Genomic DNA, 19,743 nt, shown 5'->3' on the forward strand with positions numbered 1-19,743 from the left:
GGCGCTCACGACTTCTCCAGGAAGTCGGCCTGGACGGACTCCTCGAGGCGCGCCACCGCGACGGCCAGCTCGGGGACGCGGGCGAGACCGGGGTCGGCGTCCAGGAGCGCGTTGGCGGCCTCCCGGGCCTCGGTGATGGTCTTCTCGTCGCGCAGCACCCGGAGGTTCTGCAGCCCCGAGCGGAAGCCCGACTGGGACTTCCCGAGGACGTCGCCCTCCCGGCGCTGCTCGAGGTCGACGCGGCTCAGCTCGAAGCCGTCCGTGGTCGACGCCACCGCGTCGAGGCGCTCGCGGGCCGGGGTCCCGGCCTCGGCCCGCGAGACCAGGAGGCACAGGCCCGGGAAGCCACCCCGGCCGACCCGCCCGCGGAGCTGGTGGAGCTGGGAGACGCCGAACCGGTCCGCGTCGAGGAGGACCATCGCGGTCGCGTTGGCGACGTCGACGCCCACCTCGATGACGGTCGTCGCGACGAGCACGTCGACGTCGCCCGCGGCGAAGGCCCGCATCACCCGGTCCTTGTCGTCGGGCGCCATCCGCCCGTGCAGGACGTCCACCCGCAGGCCCGCCAGCGGGCCCTCCGACAGCTGGGGGGCGACGTCCTCGACGGCCGCCAGGCCGCCGTCCGGCCGTTCCGCGGGTACGGCGTTGCCGTCCTCGTCCAGGTCGAGCTGGTCGGTCTCGCCCTGCTCGGGCTCGTCGCCGGTGATGCGGGGGCACACGACGTAGACCTGGTGGCCCTTGCCGACCTCCTCGCGGACCCGCTGCCACACCCGCTCGAACCAGCCGGGGTGCTCGGCGAGGGCGACCACGGTCGTCTGGATGGGCGCGCGACCGGCCGGGAGCTCGGTCAGCGTGGACGTCTCGAGGTCGCCGAAGACCGTCATCGCGACGGTCCGCGGGATCGGGGTCGCGGTCATCACGAGCACGTGCGGCGGCGTACCGGCCTTGTCGGTGAGCGCGGCCCGCTGCTCGACGCCGAAGCGGTGCTGCTCGTCCACGACGACCAGGCCGAGGTCGGCGAAGAGGACCTTCTCCTCGAGCAGGGCGTGGGTGCCCACGACGATGCCGGCCTCGCCGGTCGCGATCCGCGACATGGGGGCGGTGCGCTGGGCCTTGGTCATCGACCCGGTGAGCAGCTCGACGCCGGTGGCCTCGGCGGCGCCGCCGAGCATGCCGGCGGCGGCCAGGTCGCCGAGCAGCGCGACGATCGAGCGGTGGTGCTGCTGGGCGAGCACCTCGGTCGGCGCGAGCAGCGCGGCCTGGCCGCCGGAGTCGACCACCCTCAGCATCGCGCGCAGCGCGACGAGGGTCTTGCCGGACCCGACCTCGCCCTGGAGGAGGCGGTTCATCGGGTGCGGCTGGGCGAGGTCGTGCTCGATCTCGGCGCCGACCTCGCGCTGGCCCGCGGTGAGCTCGAAGGGCAGCCGCGCGTCGAACGCCGCCAGCAGCCCGCCGCCCCCGGCGCGGGCCTGCGCCCCCTGGGCCCGCAGCGCCCGGCGCCGCCGGGCGAGGACCAGCTGGGTGACCAGCGCCTCCTCGAACCGGAACCGGCGCTGGGCGCGGGCGATCTGGGACCGGTCGCGCGGCGTGTGGACCCACTCGAGCGCGGTCCGGACGTCCTCGAGGTCGTAGGTGGTGCGCACGTCGTCAGGGACCGGGTCGGGGAACTCGTCGAGCACGGTCAGCGCGAACGCCACGGCCCGCTGGATGTCCCAGCTGTCGACGTCCTTGGTGAGCGGGTAGATCGGGTAGTACTCGTGGATCGCGTCGAGCGAGAGCTGGGCCGCGTCCTCGCCGGGGTCCCCGAAGAGCACCATCTGGGGGTTCGTCAGCTGCCACTGCCCGCGGAACGAGCTGACCTTGCCGACGAAGACCCCGCGCCGGCCTGGCGCCAGGCGCCGGGCGTTCCACTGCGCGACCCGCTCGGCCTTGGCGAAGAAGGTCATCGTCAGCCGCGGCCCGTCGGCCTCCAGCACCGTCTCGACGCGGAACGCCGGCCGGCCGTTGCGCCGGTCGCGGTAGGTCTTGATCTCCGAGCCGACGATCCGGCCCGACAGCGTGAGCACCTGGCCCTCGCGCAGCTCCTCGACCCGGGTCAGCTCCCCGGTCTTGACGTAACGGCGCGGGAAGTGGTGCAGGAGGTCGTCGACGGTACGCAGCCCCAGCCGCTCCTCGATGGCCTTGCGCTTCTTGCTGCTGTCACCGAGGACGGCGACCACGGGCGAGTCGAGCCCGATCACCTGGGTCCCCTCACGGCACGCCCCCTCACTCGACGGACACCAGGAGCGGGTAGCGCTCCTGTCCCCCGTCGTACACCACGACGTCGACAACGGGGTGGTGCTCCCGGACGTACCCCGCGCAGCGGGTCGCCAGTGCCCCCTCCGGGTCGTCGGCCCCGGCGACGACGGTGACCAGCTCGCCGCCGCCCGCGAGCAGCCGGTCGAGGATGTCCGTCGCGACGGCGTACAGGTCCGAGCCGACGAGCACGAAGTCGCCCGCGACGACGCCGAGCACGTCGCCGGGCTCGCACGGTCCGGCCATCGTCATCGCCTGCTTGGCGGCCACCGTGACCGCGCCCTGGCGGGCGTGCCGGGCGGTCGCGGTCATCTCGAGCACGTCCTGGTCGAAGGCCCGGCCGGGCTCGTGCACCGCGACGGCAGCCAGCCCGGTGACCTGGGCCTCGGTCGGGATCACCGCGACCCGCACGGTGCCCTCGGAGTCGGCCTCGGCGGTCCGGGCGGCGATCTGGGCGACCCGCACCGTGTCCTGGTCGTTCGGCAGCACGATCACCTCCGCGGCACCGCAGGCGGTGATCGCCTGCAGCAGCTGGCCGGTCGACGGCCGCTGCCCCGGCCCTCCCGGTACGACGACGGCGCCGGCCTCCTCGAAGAGGCCGGCCAGGCCCGGGCCGGCGGCGACCGCGATGACGCGCCGGCCCGTGCGGGCCGGAGCGCGGTTCCGCACCGCCGCGAGCTGCTCGGCGAAGTGGGTGACGCGGACCCGGTGCGGGCGGCCGGCGGCGATGCCCGCCTCGATGGCCGCGCCGACGTCGTCGACGTGGACGTGGACGTTCCAGAGGCCCTCGCCGCCGACGACGACCAGGGAGTCGCCGAGGTCGGAGAGCGTGTCGCGCAGGCGGGGCACCGCGTCGTCCGCGGCGTCGAGGAGGTACATCACCTCGTAGGCGGGGCCGTCGGGGTCGAGGTCGGCGGCGGCGACCTCCGGCGGGGACGGCACCGGGATCCGGTGCCGGGGGCGCGCGTCGGTCACGGAGATGGGGTGCCGTCCGGTGAGCACGGTGTCGGCGGCGTCGAGGATCACGTTGATCCCCCGGCCGCCGGCGTCGACCACGCCCGCGTGGCGGAGGACGGCGAGCTGGTCGGGGGTGCGGGCCAGCGCCTCACGGGCCGCGGCGGCGGCCGCCGAGAACACGTCGCGGGCCCGCGTGCCGGGGTCCTTCGCCGCCGCACCGGCGGCCTCCGCAGCGGCCCGGGACACGGTGAGCATGGTCCCCTCGACGGGGATCCCGACCGCCGCGTAGCTGGCGTCGGACGCCAGCCGGAGCGCGTCGGCCATCACGTGGGCGTTGCGCTCCTCGGGGTCGGCCTGGGCGATCCGCCGGGCCACGGCGCCGAGCATCTCGCTCAGGATCACCCCCGAGTTGCCCCGGGCGCCGAGCAACGCACCGCGGGAGAACGCCGCGAGGGCCTCCTGGAGGTCGCTGTCGGGGTCGCCGCCGGTGGCCTCGCGCACCGCGTCGCGGGCGGCGGAGACCGTGAGGTACATGTTCGTGCCCGTGTCGCCGTCCGGCACCGGGTAGACGTTGAGGGCGTCGATCTCCTCGCGCGCCTCGGCCAGCGCGTCCACGGCCACGTCGACGAACCGCAGGACGACCGCGAGCGTGATGCGGCCACCGCGAGGAGTTTCCATCGCTGTCCTCGATCGGGGAGACTGGTCGGGGAGATGAGTGCCACAGGCTAGAGCACGTCCGGCGTCCGCGGCGCCTGCTGCTCGGGTCCCGCACGATTTCCGCCCGGCCGGGGTGGTCGGATACGCTGGTGCGGTTGCCCGCGTCCGCGCTGGGCCCACACTCGTCAAGCAAATCCCGATCGTCTTAGGAGTCCACGGTGGCTGCCGTCTGCGACATCTGCGCCAAGAAGCCCGGCTTCGGCAACAACCGGCCGTGGTCGCGCAAGATCACGAAGCGTCGCTTCGACCCCAACATCCAGCGCGTCCGCGCGACCGTCAACGGCACGCCGAAGCGCCTCAACGTCTGCACCGGCTGCATCAAGGCCGGCAAGGTCACCCGCTGACCCGACGTACCTCGCACGTCCGCGAGCCCCGACCGATCCGGTCGGGGCTCGCGCCATTTCGGCGAGTCGCGCTAGAAGTGGGTCCAGCCGGTCGGGCCGTCGTACGCCGCCCCGTCGACGGTGACGCCCTCGCCGGTCCCGACCTCGCCGATGACGGCCCAGCCGGCCGGGACCGAGGCGACGTCCTCGAACGTGGCGAGCAGCGCGTGGTCGTCGCCCCCGCCGAGCACGAACTGCAGCGGGTCGGCGTTGAGGGCGGCCCCGACCGCGTGCAGCGGCTCCGGGACCTCGAACGCCGCCGCGTGCACGTCGATCGCGACGCCGGAGCCGGCGGCGATGTGGCCCGCGTCGGCGAGCAGCCCGTCGGAGACGTCGATCATCGCCGTCGCCCCCGCCTCGGCGGCGACGGGGCCGGCGGCGTACGGCGGCTCGGGCCGGCGGTAGGCCTCGACCAGCACCCGGGGCGACCGGAAGCCGCGGCCCAGCACGGCGAGCCCACCGGCGGCCCAGCCCTGCCGGCCGGTCATGGCCAGCACGTCGCCCGGCCGGGCGCCCGAGCGCAGGACCGGGGCCTCGGTGCAGGCACCGAGCACGGTCACCGCGATCACCACCTGGTCGGCGCGGGTCAGGTCACCGCCGACGACGGACGCCCCGACGAGGTCGCACTCCGCCACGAACCCGCGGGCGAGGTCGAGCGCCCACTGGGCCGGCAGGTCCCCCGGCGCCGCGAGACCGATGGTCAGGAAGGTCGCCCGCCCACCCATGGCGTTGACGTCGGAGAGGTTCTGGGCCGCGGCCCGGTGCCCGACGTCCTCCGCACTCGCCCACTCGCGGCGGAAGTGCCGCCCCTCGACGACCAGGTCGGTCGAGACCACGACGTGGCCGGTCCGGACCCGCAGCACGGCCGCGTCGTCGCCCGGACCCACGAGGACCTCCTCGCCCTGCGGGAACAGGCCGATCAGCTCGGCGATCAGTCCGAACTCGCCGACGTCGGCGAGGGTGGCGTCTGGTGGGATCGGCATGCACCCATCCCACCAGACCGGTGCGTCCCGGTCGCGGGCGACCGGCCTACCGGCGGGCGGTGACCGCACGGTAGGTTGACGCACGGCAAGGCCCCCCGTGGGCCCGTTGACGAGACGAGGAGAGCTCGATGGTCGTCCAGGCGTACATCCTGATCCAGACCGATGTCGGCAAGGCCGCCGAGGTCGCCGCCGCCATCGCCCAGGTCAAGGGCGTGACCCTGGCCGAGGACGTCACCGGCCCCTACGACGTCATCGTCCGCGCCGAGGCACGCAACGTCGACGAGCTCGGCAAGCTGGTGGTGTCGAAGGTGCAGAACCTCGACGGCATCACCCGCACCCTGACCTGCCCGGTCGTGCACATCTGAGGGTGCCCAGCGCTGCACGTCGACGACGCCCCGTGTCCCTCCGGACGCGGGGCGTCGTCGCGTCGGCGCTCGTCCTCCTGGCCACCGGCTGCGGGGGTCCCGACCCGGTGCGGATCGACGCACCCGACCTGTCGTCCGAGGACGCCGCGGCCTGCCGCGACCTGGTCGCCGCCCTGCCCGACTCGCTGGCCGGGCAGGACCGCGTCGACGTCACCGGCGACACGGCGTACGGCGCCGCGTGGGGCGACCCCGCCATCGTGCTGACCTGCGGGGTGGGCGCACCGGCCGGCTTCACCGACAGCTCCACCTGCGTGCAGGTGGGCGGCACCGGCTGGTTCGTCCCCGACGACGTGCTGCTGTCGGACGACGACGGCCTCGACGTCACCACGACGGAGCTGAACCACCGGCCGCGGGTGGAGCTGTTCGTGCCCGGTGGCTACCGCCCCGAGGGGTTCACGAACTCGATCGGCGCGATCGGCCCGCTCGTCGAGCAGCACCTCCGGAGGACCGGACGCTGCCACTGAGCTCCGGTCGAGCGGTCAGCGCAGGCCGGTGTCGCGGCGCAGCGCGAGCTGCAGCAGCCGGTCGACGAGGGCCGGGTAGTCGACACCGGTGGCAGCCCACATGCGGGGGTACATCGAGGTCGGGGTGAAGCCCGGCATCGTGTTGATCTCGTTGACCACGACCCGACCGTCGGGCAGCACGAAGAAGTCGACCCGGGCCAGTCCCTCGCAGTCCACCGCCTCGAACGCCCGCACCGACATGTCCTGGATCTGCGCCGTCACCGCCTCGTCGAGGTCGGCGGGGACGTCGAGCTCGGTGTGCTCCTCGGGCAGGTACTTCGCGGCGAAGTCGTAGAACTCGTGCTCGCCGGAGATCCGGATCTCCGCGGGCAGGCTGGTCTCCGGGGTGCCGTCGAGCGCCTGGAGCACGCCGCACTCGACCTCGCGGGCGTCGGCGGCGTAGGCCTCGAGCAGCACCTTCGGGTCGTAGCGCATCGCCTCCTCGAGCGCCCCGTCGAGCTCGGACGCGTCGTGGACCTTGGAGATGCCGATGCTGGAGCCGCCGCGGGCCGGCTTGGCGAACAAGGGGTAGCCGAGCTCGGCCGCGCGCTCGCGGCAGGCGACCTGGTCCTGGGCCCACTGCCGCGCGGTCACGGTGGTCGAGGGCAGCACCGGGAGCCCGGCGGCGGCCAGCACCACCTTCATGTAGGCCTTGTCCATGCTCACGGCCGACGCGAGCACGCCGGCGCCGACGTAGCGGACCCCGGCCATCTCGAACATGCCCTGGATGGTCCCGTCCTCGCCCCACGGACCGTGGAGCAGCGGGAAGACGACGTCGACCTCGCCGAGGGTGTGGGGCGGCTGCGCGGGCTCGGTGACGACCAGGTCGGTCGAGGACGCCTCCGGCGCCAGCGCGATGCTCGCGCGGTCGCCGTCGACCTCGGGCAGCCGGTCCGGCGCCTCGATGCGCAGCCGGTCCGGATCGCCGGACTCCAGCACCCACCGGCCGTCGGTCGCGATGCCGATCGGCACCACGTCGTAGGCGTCCCGGTCGATGGCGGCCAGCACGCTGCCGGCCGTCACGCAGGAGATCGCGTGCTCGCTGGACTTGCCGCCGAAGACCACGGCGACTCGGGGCTTGCGGTGTCCCTCGCGGGGTCCTGGTGTGGTCGGGCTCATCGCCGCCGACCCTATCGGGAGACGGCCGGTGCCCCCGACCCGGCGCGTCGGCCTAGGGTCGTGCCCATGACCGACGACCCCCGGCCCGACGACTTCCGGACCGACGGCCCCCGGACCGACGGCCCCCGGACCGACGGCTGGCGGCCGGCCACGGTCGCGGTCACCGCCGGCCGGCCCCCGCACGAGCCCGACCGCCCGCTGAGCACGCCGATCACGATGGCGTCGACGTACGTCGCCGGCGGCGAGCTGGAGTACGGCCGCTACGCCAACCCGACGTGGACCGCCTTCGAGGAGGCCCTCGGCGCGCTCGAGGGCGGTCGGGCCCTCGCGTTCTCCTCGGGGATGGCGGCCGTGACCACGGTGCTCGACCTGGTCGGCCAGGACGCCCTCGTCGTGGCTCCTGCGCACTCCTACACCGGGACCCTCCTCCAGCTCGGCGACCTCGAGGGCCGGGGGCGCATCCGGACCCGGCTGGTCGACATCACCGACACGGAGGCCGTCGTCGCCGCGTGCGCCGACGCCGCCCTCGTCTGGTTCGAGTCACCCACGAACCCCGCCCTCGAGGTCGCCGACGTCGAGCGGATCGCCGCCGCCGCCCACGAGGCCGGCGCGTACGTCGTCGTCGACAACACCTTCGCCACTCCCCTGCTCCAGCGGCCGCTGAGCATGGGCGCCGACGTCGTCGTCCACTCGGTCACGAAGTTCCTGGCCGGTCACAGCGACGTGCTGATGGGAGCGGTCGTCACGGCCGACGACCAGCTGCACGGCGTGCTCAAGGGACGCCGGGACCTGCTGGGCGCGACGCCCGGGACGCTCGAGGCCTTCCTCGCCCTCCGGGGCCTGCGCACCCTGCACCTGCGGGTCGAGCGCTCCCAGGCGAACGCCACGGAGCTGGCGTCCCGGCTCGCGGAGCACCCCGCGATCTCCGAGGTCCGCTACCCGGGGTTCGGCGGGGTCGTGTCGGTCGTGCTCGCCCAGGGCGCACTGGCGGCCGACCTGCTGGTCCACAAGACCCGGCTGTGGGTGCACGCGACGTCGCTGGGCGGGGTCGAGTCGACCTTCGAGCGCCGCCGCCGCTGGAAGGCCGAGCCCGCCACCATCCCCGAGGGCCTGGTGCGGCTCTCGGTCGGCATCGAGGACGTCGAGGACCTCTGGGACGACCTCGGACGGGCGCTCGACGACCTGACCTGACGGGCGAAGCCGGGCGCCGGCCTAGTAGATCTCGGCCTTGGTGTCGCGGGCGATGAAGGCGTCCATCATCTCCTGGGCGGTCATCCGACCGGCGACGACGGCGTCGACGTGGTGGGCGATCGGGGCGTCGATGCCGGTGCGCTGCGCGAGGGCGAGCAGGGACGAGCACGACTTCGCGCCCTCGGCCACCTGTCGGGTGGTGGCGACGATCTCCTCGGTGGTCATCCCGTTGCCGAGCTTCTCGCCGAACGTCCGGTTCCGCGACAGCGGCGAGGAGCAGGTCGCGACCAGGTCGCCCAGGCCCGCGAGCCCCATCAGGGTCAGCGGGTTCGCGCCGAGCGCGGTCGCCAGCCGGGCGGTCTCGGCGAGCCCGCGGGTGATGACCGAGGCCGTCGTGTTGTCACCGAAGCCGAGCCCGACGGCCATGCCGACCGACAGCGCCACGACGTTCTTGTAGGCGCCGCCCAGCTCGCAGCCGAGGACGTCCGGACTGGTGTAGGGCCGGAACGCCGGCGAGTGGCAGCGCGCCTGCAGCCGGCGGGCCACCTCCTCCTCGGCGCACGCGACCACGGAGGCCGCCGGCTCGCGGCGGGCGATCTCCTTGGCCAGGTTGGGCCCGCTGACCACCGCGACCCGGTCGGGACCGGCCCCGGTGATCTCGCTGATCACCTGGCTCATCCGCTCGAGGGTGCCGAGCTCGACCCCTTTCATCAGCGAGACGAGCACGGCCGACGGATCGAGGTACGGCGCCCACTCGACCAGGTTCGAGCGCAGCGTCTGCGACGGCGTCGCGAGGACGACGACGTCGGCGTCGTGGGCGGCCTTCTCGACGTCGTGCGTCGCGACGACCGCCGGCGGCAGCTCGATCCCGGGGAGGTACTCGGTGTTCTCGCGCTGCTCGTTGATCGTCGCCGCGACCTCCTCGCGTCGCGCCCAGATCGTCACGTCGTTGCCGGCGTCGGCGAGCACGATGGAGAAGGCGGTCCCCCAGGACCCGGCGCCGAAGACCGCGACCTTGCCGTGCCGGCCGGTCACGCCGTGGCCCCGGGACGGTTCGGGTTGCCGGTCTGGCGGACCCCGGCCTTCTTCATGTCGAACCGTTCCTCCGGCGCGGTGCCGCCCCGCACCTCCTCGACCAGCGCGGTGATCGCCGCCATGATCCGGGCGGTCGCCTCGTTGATGACGGTGGCCGTGCGCGGCTTGCCGATCAGGTCGGCGAGGTCCACGGGGTCCCCGACCCGCATCTGCACCAGCTTGCGCGGGAACAGGTCGGGCTTCTTGGCGTACGGCGCCAGCAGCTCCTGCGCACCCCACTGCCCGACGGGGATCACCGGGCAGCCGGTCTCGAGCGCGATCCGCGCGGCGCCGGACTTGCCGGTCATCGGCCAGCCGCCGGGGTCACGGGTGATCGTGCCCTCGGGGTAGACGACCACGCACTTGCCCTCGCGGACGGCGGCGACCGCGGCGTCGAACGCCCCGGCCGCGTTCTTGCTCAGCCGCTCGACCGGGATCTGGCCCGCCGACCGGAAGAACGCGTTGGCGGCCTTGTTCTTGAACAGCCCCGACTTGGCCAGGTAGTGCGGCAGCCGGCCGTGGTCGTAGACGAGGTGCGCCGCGGTCAGCGGGTCGACGTGGGAGACGTGGTTGAGCACGAGGATGCAGCCACCGGTCGCCGGGATCTTCTCACCACCGACCCACTCGTGACGCGTCGTCGCGAGCAGCGCGGCCCGGACGATCGGCTCCGCGATGATCCACGCCCAGCTCCGCTTCTCCTGCATCTTGCGAACGACCACGTGCGCAGGCTACTCGGTCGGCGACCTGACAGGATCGGGTTCGATGACCGTGTCCCCCGCCCCGTCCCGCTACGTCGTCCTGGTCCCCGTGAAGCCGCCCGCGGTCGGCAAGTCACGGCTGCGCACCCCCGCCGGCGCGGACCGGGCCGCGCTCGCGGAGGCGTTCGCCCTGGACACCGTGGCGGCGTGCCGCGCGGCCGCGTCCGTGGCCGAGGTGCTCGTGCTGACGGACGACGCGTCGTTCTCGGCACGGCTCGTCCGGCTCGGCACCGCCGCCATCCCGGACGGCGTCTCGGGCGACCTCAACGGCACCCTGCGACAGGGGGCGGCCGAGGCGCACCGGCGGTGGCCCGACCTGCGACCGGTCGCCCTCTGCGCCGACCTCCCGGCCCTGCGACCCGAGGACCTCGACGCCGTCCTGGCGCAGACCGGCCCGCACCCGGCGTTCGTGCCGGACGCCGCCGGCATCGGGACCACCCTCTACGTCGGGTCCTACGACGAGTTCGACCCACGTTTCGGTCCGGGGTCCCGCCAGTCCCACCTCGACGCGGGCGCCCGGGAGATCGAGGACGCCCCACCCTCGGTGCGCCGCGACGTCGACGACCTCGACGACCTGCGGGACGCGGTGGCCCTCGGCGTCGGGCCACGCACCGCCGCCCTCACCTGACCCGGGCGGGCACTCCACCGGGCGCACGCGAACGACGACGGGCCGCCACCCGCGAGGGTGGCGGCCCGTCTCCGTGGTCGGTGCTGCTAGGCCTTCTTGGCGGTCTTCTTCGCCGGAGCCTTCTTGGCCGGAGCCTTCTTCGCCGGCGCCTTCTTGGCCGTGGTGGTCTTCTTGGCCGGAGCCTTCTTGGCCGCGGGCGCCTTCTTCGCCGGGGCCTTCTTGGCGGGAGCCTTCTTGGCTGCCGGAGCCTTCTTCGCCGGAGCCTTCTTCGCCGGAGCCTTCTTCGCCGGTGCCTTCTTGGCCGCGGTCTTCGCGGTCGTGGTCTTCTTCGCCGGCGTCGACTTCGCCGCCGTCTTCTTGGCCGGAGCAGCCTTCTTGGCCGGCGCCGCCTTCTTCGCCGCCGCGGCCGCCTTCTTCGCCGGCGCCGTGGCCTTCTTCGCGGCCGCCGTCCCGGAGGCGAGCGTCAGCTTCGGCAGCTTCTTCGCACCGGACACGACGTTCTTCAGCTCGGCGCCGGCCGTGAACTTCGGCACCGCCGTCTTCTTGGCTCGCATGCTCTCGCCGGTACGCGGGTTGCGCACCGTCCGTGCAGGACGGACCCGCTTCTCGAACGCACCGAAGCCCGTGATCGCGACCTTCTCGCCCTTGGCAACCTCGCGAGTGATCGTGTCGAGCACGGACTCGAGGGCGTGCGCGGCAGCCTTCCTGTTCCCCTCGAAGCGCGCCGAGAGCGCATCGATGAACTCTGACTTGTTCACTGTCTTCCCTTCCAATGAACGACCAGTGGTCGAGCCCGTGCTCGACTATCTGCTTGGCACGCTAGGTATTCGTGGCTCAGGTCACAATCACCTGCTCCGCGTTTCTTCGGGTGAATTTCGGGTCATTTCCAGGGTCCGATCGGCCGAGAAGCCGTCAGCAGAGCCGTTTTCGGATGATTTCGGGGATCGGCGGAATCGCTTCCCGGAAATGCGAGAAGGGCGAATCCCCAAGCATGCTTGGAGATTCGCCCTTCCATCGGCGAGGTCTCAGCCGGCGTGGATCGTGACCGGCTTCCAGCTGGGACGGGTCGCCTCGTAGGCCGCGATGTCGTCGGCGTGGCCGAGGGTGATCCCGATGTCGTCCAGACCTTCGAGCAGCCGCCACCGCGTGTAGTCGTCGATGTCGAAGGAGTCCTCGACGGCGTCAGGACCCTCGCCGGCACGCACGGTGCGGGACTCGAGGTCGACGGTGACGGTGACTCCGGGGGTCTCGTCGAGCAGGTCCCACAGCTGCTGCACGACCTTCTCGTCGACCTGTGCCGCCAGCAGTCCGGCCTTGCCGGAGTTGCCCCGGAAGATGTCGCCGAAGCGCGGGGAGATCACGACACGGAACCCGTAGTTCTGCAGGGCCCAGACCGCGTGCTCCCGCGACGACCCGGTGCCGAAGTCCGGGCCGGCGACGAGCACCGAGCCGCCGGCGTACGCCTCGTTGTTGAGGACGAAGGACGGGTCGTTGCGCCAGGCCGCGAACAGGCCGTCCTCGAAGCCCGTGCGGGTGACCCGCTTGAGGTACTCGGCCGGGATGATCTGGTCGGTGTCGACGTTGCTGCGACGCAGCGGCACACCGACACCGGTGTGGGTGCTGAACTTCTCCATGTCAGTTGCTCCCTGCATCGGTGACGGTCGAGACGGGCTCGAGGTCGGCGGGCGAGGACAGCGTCCCGCGCACCGCGGTCGCCGCGGCGACCGGGACGGAGACGAGGTGCGTGCGACCGCCCTTGCCCTGGCGGCCCTCGAAGTTGCGGTTGGAGGTCGAGGCGCTCCGCTCGCCCGGTGCGAGCGTGTCCGGGTTCATGCCCAGGCACATCGAGCAGCCCGCCCCGCGCCACTCGGCGCCGGCCTCCTTGAAGACCACGTCGAGGCCTTCCTCCTCCGCCTGCAGGCGCACCCTGGCAGACCCGGGGACGACGAGGAGCCGGGTGCTGGAGTCGACCGTGCGGCCCTTGATCACCTCGGCGGCGGCCCGCAGGTCCTCGATGCGACCGTTGGTGCACGAGCCGATGAAGACGGTGTCGACCGCGATCTCACGCATCGGCGTGCCGGCCTCGAGGCACATGTACTGCAGCGCTCGCTCGGCCGCGACCCGGTCGGACGCGTCGTCGTACTGCTCGGGGAAGGGGACGCTGCCGCCGAGCGGCACACCCTGGCCGGGGTTGGTGCCCCAGGTGACGAACGGCGTCATCTCGGACGCGTCCAGGACGATCTCCTTGTCGAACTCGGCGTCGTCGTCGGTGCGCAGGCTGGTCCAGTGCTCGACGGCGGCGTCCCAGTCGGCACCCTTCGGCGCCTCGGGGCGGCCCTCGATGTAGTCGAAGGTCTTCTGGTCCGGCGCGATCATCCCGGCCTTGGCGCCCCACTCGATGCTCATGTTGCAGACCGTCATCCGGCCCTCCATCGAGAGCTCCTCGATGGCCGGTCCGCGGTACTCCACGATGTAGCCCTGGCCGCCGCCGGTTCCGGTGTGCGCGATCAGCGTGAGCACGAAGTCCTTGGCGGTGACGCCGGCCGGCAGGCTGCCGTTGACCGTGACGGCCATCGTCTTGGGCTTCGCCTGCATCAGCGTCTGGGTGGCGAGCACGTGCTCGACCTCGGAGGTGCCGATGCCGAACGCGATCGCGCCGAAGGCGCCGTGGGTGCTGGTGTGGCTGTCCCCGCAGACGATCGTCATGCCGGGCTGGGTCAGGCCCAGCTGCGGGCCGACGACGTGGACGATGCCCTGGTCGGCGTCGCCCAGCGGGTGCAGACGTACGCCGAACTCCTCGGCGTTGCGCCGCAGCGTCTCGACCTGCGTGCGCGAGACCGGGTCGGCGATCGGCTTGTCCCAGTCCAGGGTGGGGACGTTGTGGTCCTCGGTCGCGATGGTCAGGTCGGGACGGCGCACCGGCCGCCCGGCGAGGCGCAGGCCGTCGAAGGCCTGCGGCGACGTCACCTCGTGGATCAGGTGGAGGTCGATGTAGAGGAGGTCGGGCTCCCCCGACGTGGACCGGACGACGTGCTCGTCCCACACCTTCTCGGCCAGGGTCTTGCCCATGACGCTCTCTCCCTCTCGCTGCGCGGGTGCTGACGGTCACTCAGCCTACCGCTTGCATCCCATTCTCTGAGACGGCAGTATTGCCATATGGACAACACCAGCGGTGTCGGCGTCCTCGACAAGGCCGCCCTCGTGCTCACCGCCCTCGAGTCGGGACCGGCCACCCTCGCCGGCCTGGTCGCCGGCACCGGCCTCGCCCGCCCGACCGCCCACCGTCTCGCCGTCGCCCTCGAGCACCACCGCCTCGTCGCCCGCGACATGCAGGGCCGGTTCGTGCTCGGCCCCCGGCTCGCCGAGCTCTCGGCCGCCGCCGGCGAGGACCGGCTGCTCGCCACGGCCGGCCCGGTGCTGGCGCGGCTGCGCGACATCACCGGCGAGTCCGCCCAGCTGTGGCGCCGGCAGGGCGAGCACCGCGTCTGCGTGGCCGCCGCCGAGCGCCCCTCGGGGTTGCGCGACACCATCCCGGTCGGCTCGCAGCTGACCATGCGCGCCGGCTCGGCGGCCCAGGTCCTGCTCGCCTGGGAGGACCCGGAGCGGATGCACCGCGGCCTCCAGAACGCCGCGTTCTCGGCCGCCGCGCTGTCCGGCATCCGCCGGCGCGGCTGGGCGCAGTCGGTCGGCGAGCGCGAGCAGGGCGTCGCGTCCGTCTCCGCCCCGGTCCGCTCCCCCGGCGGCAAGGTGATCGCCGCGGTGTCGGTGTCCGGTCCGCTGGAGCGGCTGTCCCGCCAGCCCGGCAAGATGCACGCGCCCGCGGTCCTGGCCGCCGCCGAGCGGCTCAGCGAGTCGCTGCGCCGCGCGGCTGCTGCGGACTGACCGCTCCCACGAGGGCGCTCAGACGGTATGACTGATCGGCTGCCTGTGGCCGATTGCGGGCCGGGGCCTCACCACGCAGATTCGTGGGTTACCGAGCAGAGTCCCCTGCTCGGCCTATCCGACATGCGTGGGAGGCCCCGATGTTTCAAGAGCGTACGAGCGTCGGTCTGGATGTGCACGCCAGATCGATCGTTGCTGCCGGTATCGACGCGGTGACCGGCGAGCTTCATCGACGTCGCCTGGTCCCACAACCTGACGTTGTTCTGGACTGGCTCAAGGATCTGCCCGGCCCGGTCGCGGTGTCCTATGAGGCCGGCCCGACCGGGTACGAGCTGTACCGCCGCCTGACCGCGGCCGGCTACCGGTGCGTGATCGCAGCACCATCCAGACTGGTTCGCCCAAGCAGCGACCGGGTCAAGACCGATGCTCGGGATGCGATGCTCCTGGCGCGACTTCTGCGCATGGATGAGCTCGTCGCCGTCCGGGTTCCCACACCCGAGCAGGAGTCCGCTCGTGACCTGGTCCGTGCTCGCGAGGACACCCGCGCAGAGCTGATGGCCGCGCGGCACCGAGTCTCCAAGCTGCTGCTGCGCCACGGTCACCTGTACTCGGGCGGAGCGACCTGGACCGGGAAGCACCACCACTGGCTGGGCACGATCTCCTTCCCAAGCCGCGGCACCCAGGCCGCCTACGAAGCCGCGCGCGAAGAGCTCGACTTCGCGCTGGCCCGACGCAACCGACTCGAGTCGGCCATCATCGAGGTGGCCAACGACTCCGAGTTCTCCTCGACCACCCGCAACCTGGCCTGCCTGCGTGGGATCTCCACCCTGACCGCGTTTGCACTGGCCGTCGAGATCGGCGACTGGGATCGCTTCACCGGCTCCAGCATCGGCGCCTACCTGGGCCTGGTCCCCAGCGAGTACTCCAGCGGAGAGTCACGCCGCCAAGGCGGCATCACCAAGTCCGGCAACACCCACGTCCGCCGCCTGCTGATCGAGTCCGCCTGGCACCACAAGGCCGTCTACCGCGTCGGCACTGTCCTCCAACAGCGGTGGGACCAAGCACCCCCGGCCGCCCGGACGCGCGCGCACCTGGGAAACCAGCGACTCCACCGCCGCTGGAAGAACTTCAGCGCCCGATCCAAGCCCCACAACGTGGCCAATGTCGCGATCGCTCGCGAACTCGCCGGATGGTGCTGGTCGCTGGCCACTCTCGAGACCTAACACCACCACCCTGACCTGCCTCGGGTTCCTGCTTGATGCCCTCACGCGCGCCGGAGAGAACCAGCGACTGTTCTGTGAGCCACCGATCACGTCGATGACGCTCGTGCTCAGACAAGCCGTTTCCTCCCGCCGAACGCCGCCCTGCGGTACCAACCCGCGAATATCAGAATCGACACGCGTCGCACACGCCGACCGGCACCAAGCACCCCGAGACAGCGGAGCGCCGCCAGACCCCGAGGTCCGGCGGCGCTCCAACCTGCCCCTTGACACGGGGCGCGTACATATCAGAAGAGCGCGTCCTGCTCGAGCTCGAGCAGGAGCTGCTTGCGCTCGAGCCCCCCGGCGTACCCGGTGAGGGTGCCGTTCGCGCCGATGACGCGGTGGCACGGGACGACGATCGGGATCGGGTTCCGGCCGTTGGCGAGGCCCACCGCTCGCGAGGCGGCGTTGGTCATGCCCAGGCGGTGGGCGATCTCGCCGTACGACGCGGTCTCGCCCCAGCCGACGCCGAGCAGCTCGGTCCACACCCGCTGCTGGAACGCGGTGCCCTCGGGGGCGAGCGGGAGGTCGAACTCCTTGAGGTCGCGAGCGAAGTAGGCGTCGAGCTGACGCACGGCCTCGACGAGCAGCGGGTGGTCGTCGTCGCGGTCGCCGCGAGGGCGCCCGTCCGCGTCGCGGAACGGCGTGAACTCGATCGCGGTGATCGCCCCCGCGTTCTCGACGACCCGCAGCGGGCCGATCGGGGACTCCATCACGGTCCACATGTCAGTTCTCCTTGCTGTCGAGCCCGGTGCCGAGCTGGTCGTCGACGGGTGCCGTCGGGGGCATCAGGGTGTTCCAGAGGTGCATCAGCGCGTACGAGCGCCACGGCCGCCAGCCGTCCTGCTCCGCGAGGACCGCGGTCGGGTCCGCGCCGAGCCCGACCAGGGCGTTGCGCACCCCGAGGTCGGTGGGGAGGAAGACGTCGGGGTCCGCCAGCGCGCGCAGCGCGACGTAGTCGGCGGTCCAGGGGCCGATGCCGGGGAGCGCCAGCAGCGCGTCCCGCACGGCGTGGCGGTCGGGCCCGCGGTCGAGGGAGACAGTGCCGTCGGCCAGCGCCCCGGCCAGCCCCACCAGCGCGCGACCGCGCGACCGCGGCATCGGGAGCGTCGTGGGGTCGACCTCGGCGAGGGTCGCCGCGTCGGGGAACAGGTGCGTCAGCCCGGGGATCGCGCTCGACACCGCGCGTCCGTGCTCGGCGACGATGCGGCCCGCGACGGTGCACGCCCCGACCACGCTCACCTGTTGACCGATGACGGCCCGCACCGCGGTCTCGTCGCCGTCGACCTGGCCGGGCACGCGCAGCCCCGGGTGCCGCCGCGCGAGAGGTCCGACCAGCGGGTCGCCGGTGAAGTGCTGGGCGACGGCCAGCGGGTCGCAGTCGGCGTCGAGCAGCCGCCGCGTGCGCTCGACGGCCGCGGTCGTGTCCCGCAGGTCGGCGAGCTCGAAGGTCGCGCTGACGAACGCCGCCTGCGGGGTGTGCGGCAGGTCGGTCAGCTCGACGCGGACGGTGCCCGGGCCGTGCGGGAGGTCGAGCGTCCGCGCGTACCAGCCGGGTCCGGCCACCTCGACGCCCGGCACCAGGTGGTAGGCGAGGAAGTCCAGGAGCGCCCGGCCGGCGAACGGCGTGCGGACGCCGAGCCGCATCGTGACCGTGCCGGTCGTCGACCGGCGGCCGCGACGGCCCCGCAGCTCGGTGGGCGAGGACGCGTAGACCTCACGGATGGTGTCGTTGAACTGCCGGATGCTCGAGAAGCCGGAGGCGAAGGCGATGTCGGCGAAGGACAGGTCGGTCGTCTCGACGAGCACCCGCGCGGTCTGGGCGCGCCGGGCACGGGCGAGCGCGAGCGGTCCCGCGCCGAGCTCGGTGGTGAGGATCCGGGACAGGTGTCGCGGGGTGTAGCCGACCCGGCGGGCCAGCCCGTCGACGCCCTCGCGGTCGACGACCCCGTCGGCGATCAGGCGCATCGCGCGGCCGGCCGCGGTGGCCGCGACGTCCCAGTCGGGACTGCCCGGCGTCGCGTCCGGGAGGCAGCGCTTGCACGCGCGGTAGCCCGCGCCCTGCGCGGAGGCGGCGCTCGGGTGGAAGGTCACGTTCCGGTACGCCGGGGTCCGCGCCGGGCAGGACGGCCGGCAGTAGATCCCGGTCGTGCGCACGGCGGTGTAGAAGACGCCGTCGAAGCGCCGGTCGCGGGACTTCACCGCGCGGTAGCAGGACTCCCGGTCGAGCCGGTCGTCGAGCCTCGAGGTGCTGGTCATGGACCCATCCTGACCTGCGGCGCCGACGTGCTCTGGCGGGAATCGGACACGGTGGGAGCCTAGCCCTCGCCGATCCCGCCGAGCGGCGAGGTACCGGGCCGTAGGGTGGGCCCAGACTGGGCGAACCTGGGGAGGGAACCGCCGTGCCCGACAGCGAGAAGGGCCACCGCCTGGCGGTGCTGCGCGTCATCATCGTCGCGGAGCTCGTCGTCGCCCTCCTCACCGGCGCGACCGTGGTCTTCGCCTACCAGCACGTCGACAAGAAGATCGCCACCGGCGAGCCGATCCACCACCACGCGAAGCGGCCGAAGCCGGCCCTGCCCACCTCGGAGATGAACATCCTCCTGATGGGCACCGACTCGCGCGACTGCGCGGGGTGCGGCATCGACAAGGAGGCCGGCGAGGGCGGCTCGGACACGACGATCCTGCTCCACATCGCCGACGGGCGCCGTTCGGCCTACGGCATCTCGATCCCCCGCGACACCCTCGTCGACCGGCCGCAGTGCCGCAACGGCGACAAGGTGGTGCCCGGCGAGCAGGACGCGACCTGGAACGTGGCCTACTCCGTGGGCGGCCCCGAGTGCACGGTCGAGCAGGTCGAGGCGGTCACGCACGTGTTCATCGACTCCTACATCACGGTCAACTTCGGCGGGTTCAAGGAGATGGTCGACGCCATCAACGGGGTCGAGGTCTGCATCCCCGAGGTCGTCGACGACCCGGTCGCGCACATCCACTTCGACGCCGGGACGCAGACGCTGGACGGCGACCGGGCCCTGCAGTACGTGCGCGAGCGGCACTCGACGGCGAACTCCGACCTGGGCCGGATGAAACGGCAGCAGGCGTTCATCGCCTCGATGATCGGCAAGGTGAAGTCAGCCGGCACCCTCACCCGGCCCGACCGCCTGTACAAGTTCGCCTCCAGCCTCGCCGACTCCATCGAGACCAGCCCCGACATCGCCAGCGCCGGCAAGCTGGTCCAGCTCGCGCTGTCGCTGCGGTACGCGGACCTGCAGCACGTCACGTTCGTCACCGCACCCACCACCGACTTCCCGGTCGGCGACCCGAACTGGGGGCGGCTCCAGTTCGCCCCGGCCGCCGCCGACCTGTGGGCGCGCACCAAGAACGACGAGCCGCTCGGTCCGTTCGCCAAGGGCGCCGTCACCGCGAAGCACCCGCACGGCGGCAAGGGCTCCGCCGCCGAGAACGGCCTGTGCGCCTGACCCTGGGCCGGCAGTTCACCCAGAGCGGGCGACCCCGCCCCGTTGCACCGCTGGCATCCTGACCGGGCCCGCCCCAGGCCTCGCGCC

General features: G+C 72.9%; 19 protein-coding genes. 8 read left to right on the forward strand and 11 right to left on the reverse strand.

Annotated features, from left to right (window positions below; translation table 11 throughout):
- Positions 1 to 5 precede the first annotated feature (5 nt).
- Positions 6 to 2,240, reverse strand: a complete 2,235-nt coding sequence (locus tag ACILQ5_RS12745) for an ATP-dependent DNA helicase RecG (RefSeq protein WP_395658376.1) — start codon at positions 2,238 to 2,240, stop codon at positions 6 to 8.
- Positions 2,241 to 2,265: 25 nt separating this feature from the next.
- Complete coding sequence (locus ACILQ5_RS12750; RefSeq protein ID WP_395658377.1) at positions 2,266 to 3,930, reverse strand: DAK2 domain-containing protein; 1,665 nt, start codon at positions 3,928 to 3,930, stop codon at positions 2,266 to 2,268.
- 197 nt (positions 3,931 to 4,127) lie between these two features.
- On the opposite strand from ACILQ5_RS12750, the gene rpmB reads away from it, so the two are divergent.
- Positions 4,128 to 4,313 (forward strand): 50S ribosomal protein L28, encoded by a 186-nt coding sequence (gene rpmB, locus ACILQ5_RS12755; RefSeq protein ID WP_121252236.1) that lies wholly within the window; start codon positions 4,128 to 4,130, stop codon positions 4,311 to 4,313.
- Positions 4,314 to 4,384: 71 nt separating this feature from the next.
- Here the strand turns inward: rpmB and ACILQ5_RS12760 are convergent, their stop codons facing one another.
- On the reverse strand, positions 4,385 to 5,335 hold the full coding sequence (locus ACILQ5_RS12760; protein ID WP_395658378.1) for a thiamine-phosphate kinase: 951 nt from the start codon (positions 5,333 to 5,335) through the stop codon (positions 4,385 to 4,387).
- A gap of 128 nt (positions 5,336 to 5,463) precedes the next feature.
- On the opposite strand from ACILQ5_RS12760, the gene ACILQ5_RS12765 reads away from it, so the two are divergent.
- Positions 5,464 to 5,700, forward strand: a complete 237-nt coding sequence (locus ACILQ5_RS12765) for an Lrp/AsnC ligand binding domain-containing protein (RefSeq protein ID WP_028636164.1) — start codon at positions 5,464 to 5,466, stop codon at positions 5,698 to 5,700.
- A 32-nt stretch (positions 5,701 to 5,732) separates the two neighbouring features.
- Positions 5,733 to 6,224 carry a DUF3515 domain-containing protein gene (locus ACILQ5_RS12770; RefSeq protein WP_395658379.1) on the forward strand — a complete coding sequence of 164 codons (492 nt, stop codon included), beginning with the start codon at positions 5,733 to 5,735 and terminating at the stop codon, positions 6,222 to 6,224.
- Between the two features lie 15 nt (positions 6,225 to 6,239).
- On the opposite strand, the gene ACILQ5_RS12775 is transcribed toward ACILQ5_RS12770, so the two are convergent.
- Complete coding sequence (locus ACILQ5_RS12775; protein WP_395658380.1) at positions 6,240 to 7,382, reverse strand: D-alanine--D-alanine ligase family protein; 1,143 nt, start codon at positions 7,380 to 7,382, stop codon at positions 6,240 to 6,242.
- Positions 7,383 to 7,448: 66 nt separating this feature from the next.
- On the opposite strand from ACILQ5_RS12775, the gene ACILQ5_RS12780 reads away from it, so the two are divergent.
- The gene (locus ACILQ5_RS12780; protein ID WP_395658381.1) at positions 7,449 to 8,573 is read left to right on the forward strand and encodes a trans-sulfuration enzyme family protein; all 1,125 of its coding nucleotides are present in this window, start codon (positions 7,449 to 7,451) and stop codon (positions 8,571 to 8,573) included.
- A 21-nt stretch (positions 8,574 to 8,594) separates the two neighbouring features.
- Here ACILQ5_RS12780 and ACILQ5_RS12785 read toward each other — a convergent pair whose 3' ends face one another.
- The gene (locus ACILQ5_RS12785) at positions 8,595 to 9,608 is read right to left on the reverse strand and encodes an NAD(P)H-dependent glycerol-3-phosphate dehydrogenase (RefSeq protein ID WP_395658382.1); all 1,014 of its coding nucleotides are present in this window, start codon (positions 9,606 to 9,608) and stop codon (positions 8,595 to 8,597) included.
- Positions 9,605 to 10,366 carry a lysophospholipid acyltransferase family protein gene (locus ACILQ5_RS12790; RefSeq protein WP_395658383.1) on the reverse strand — a complete coding sequence of 254 codons (762 nt, stop codon included), beginning with the start codon at positions 10,364 to 10,366 and terminating at the stop codon, positions 9,605 to 9,607. Before ACILQ5_RS12790 ends, ACILQ5_RS12785 begins: the two co-directional genes overlap by 4 nt.
- A gap of 43 nt (positions 10,367 to 10,409) precedes the next feature.
- Between ACILQ5_RS12790 and cofC the strand changes: the two genes are divergently transcribed.
- A complete protein-coding gene (gene cofC, locus ACILQ5_RS12795; RefSeq protein WP_395658384.1) occupies positions 10,410 to 11,033 on the forward strand; it encodes a 2-phospho-L-lactate guanylyltransferase in 624 nt (207 codons plus the stop codon).
- Positions 11,034 to 11,119: 86 nt separating this feature from the next.
- Here the strand turns inward: cofC and ACILQ5_RS12800 are convergent, their stop codons facing one another.
- From ACILQ5_RS12800 to leuC, 3 genes are all read right to left on the reverse strand, one after another.
- Positions 11,120 to 11,791, reverse strand: a complete 672-nt coding sequence (locus ACILQ5_RS12800; protein ID WP_395658385.1) for an HU family DNA-binding protein — start codon at positions 11,789 to 11,791, stop codon at positions 11,120 to 11,122.
- A gap of 267 nt (positions 11,792 to 12,058) precedes the next feature.
- Positions 12,059 to 12,667 (reverse strand): 3-isopropylmalate dehydratase small subunit, encoded by a 609-nt coding sequence (gene leuD / locus ACILQ5_RS12805; RefSeq protein ID WP_395658386.1) that lies wholly within the window; start codon positions 12,665 to 12,667, stop codon positions 12,059 to 12,061.
- A gap of 1 nt (position 12,668) precedes the next feature.
- On the reverse strand, positions 12,669 to 14,102 hold the full coding sequence (gene leuC / locus ACILQ5_RS12810) for a 3-isopropylmalate dehydratase large subunit (RefSeq protein WP_395658387.1): 1,434 nt from the start codon (positions 14,100 to 14,102) through the stop codon (positions 12,669 to 12,671).
- Between the two features lie 87 nt (positions 14,103 to 14,189).
- Between leuC and ACILQ5_RS12815 the strand changes: the two genes are divergently transcribed.
- Together ACILQ5_RS12815 and ACILQ5_RS12820 are read left to right on the forward strand one after the other, a co-directional pair.
- A complete protein-coding gene (locus ACILQ5_RS12815) occupies positions 14,190 to 14,915 on the forward strand; it encodes an IclR family transcriptional regulator (protein WP_395658388.1) in 726 nt (241 codons plus the stop codon).
- Between the two features lie 140 nt (positions 14,916 to 15,055).
- The gene (locus tag ACILQ5_RS12820) at positions 15,056 to 16,138 is read left to right on the forward strand and encodes an IS110 family transposase (protein WP_395658389.1); all 1,083 of its coding nucleotides are present in this window, start codon (positions 15,056 to 15,058) and stop codon (positions 16,136 to 16,138) included.
- Between the two features lie 284 nt (positions 16,139 to 16,422).
- Here the strand turns inward: ACILQ5_RS12820 and ACILQ5_RS12825 are convergent, their stop codons facing one another.
- Together ACILQ5_RS12825 and ACILQ5_RS12830 are read right to left on the reverse strand one after the other, a co-directional pair.
- The gene (locus ACILQ5_RS12825) at positions 16,423 to 16,902 is read right to left on the reverse strand and encodes a methylated-DNA--[protein]-cysteine S-methyltransferase (RefSeq protein ID WP_395658390.1); all 480 of its coding nucleotides are present in this window, start codon (positions 16,900 to 16,902) and stop codon (positions 16,423 to 16,425) included.
- Position 16,903: 1 nt separating this feature from the next.
- Positions 16,904 to 18,436, reverse strand: coding sequence for an AlkA N-terminal domain-containing protein (locus ACILQ5_RS12830; RefSeq protein WP_395658391.1), 1,533 nt, complete (start codon positions 18,434 to 18,436; stop codon positions 16,904 to 16,906).
- Between the two features lie 143 nt (positions 18,437 to 18,579).
- Here ACILQ5_RS12830 and ACILQ5_RS12835 point away from each other — a divergent pair, with 143 nt between their 5' ends.
- A complete protein-coding gene (locus ACILQ5_RS12835) occupies positions 18,580 to 19,656 on the forward strand; it encodes an LCP family protein (protein WP_395658392.1) in 1,077 nt (358 codons plus the stop codon).
- Positions 19,657 to 19,743: the final 87 nt, after the last annotated feature.

The organism is Nocardioides sp. (assembly GCF_044226305.1).
GTDB lineage: Bacteria > Actinomycetota > Actinomycetes > Propionibacteriales > Nocardioidaceae > Nocardioides.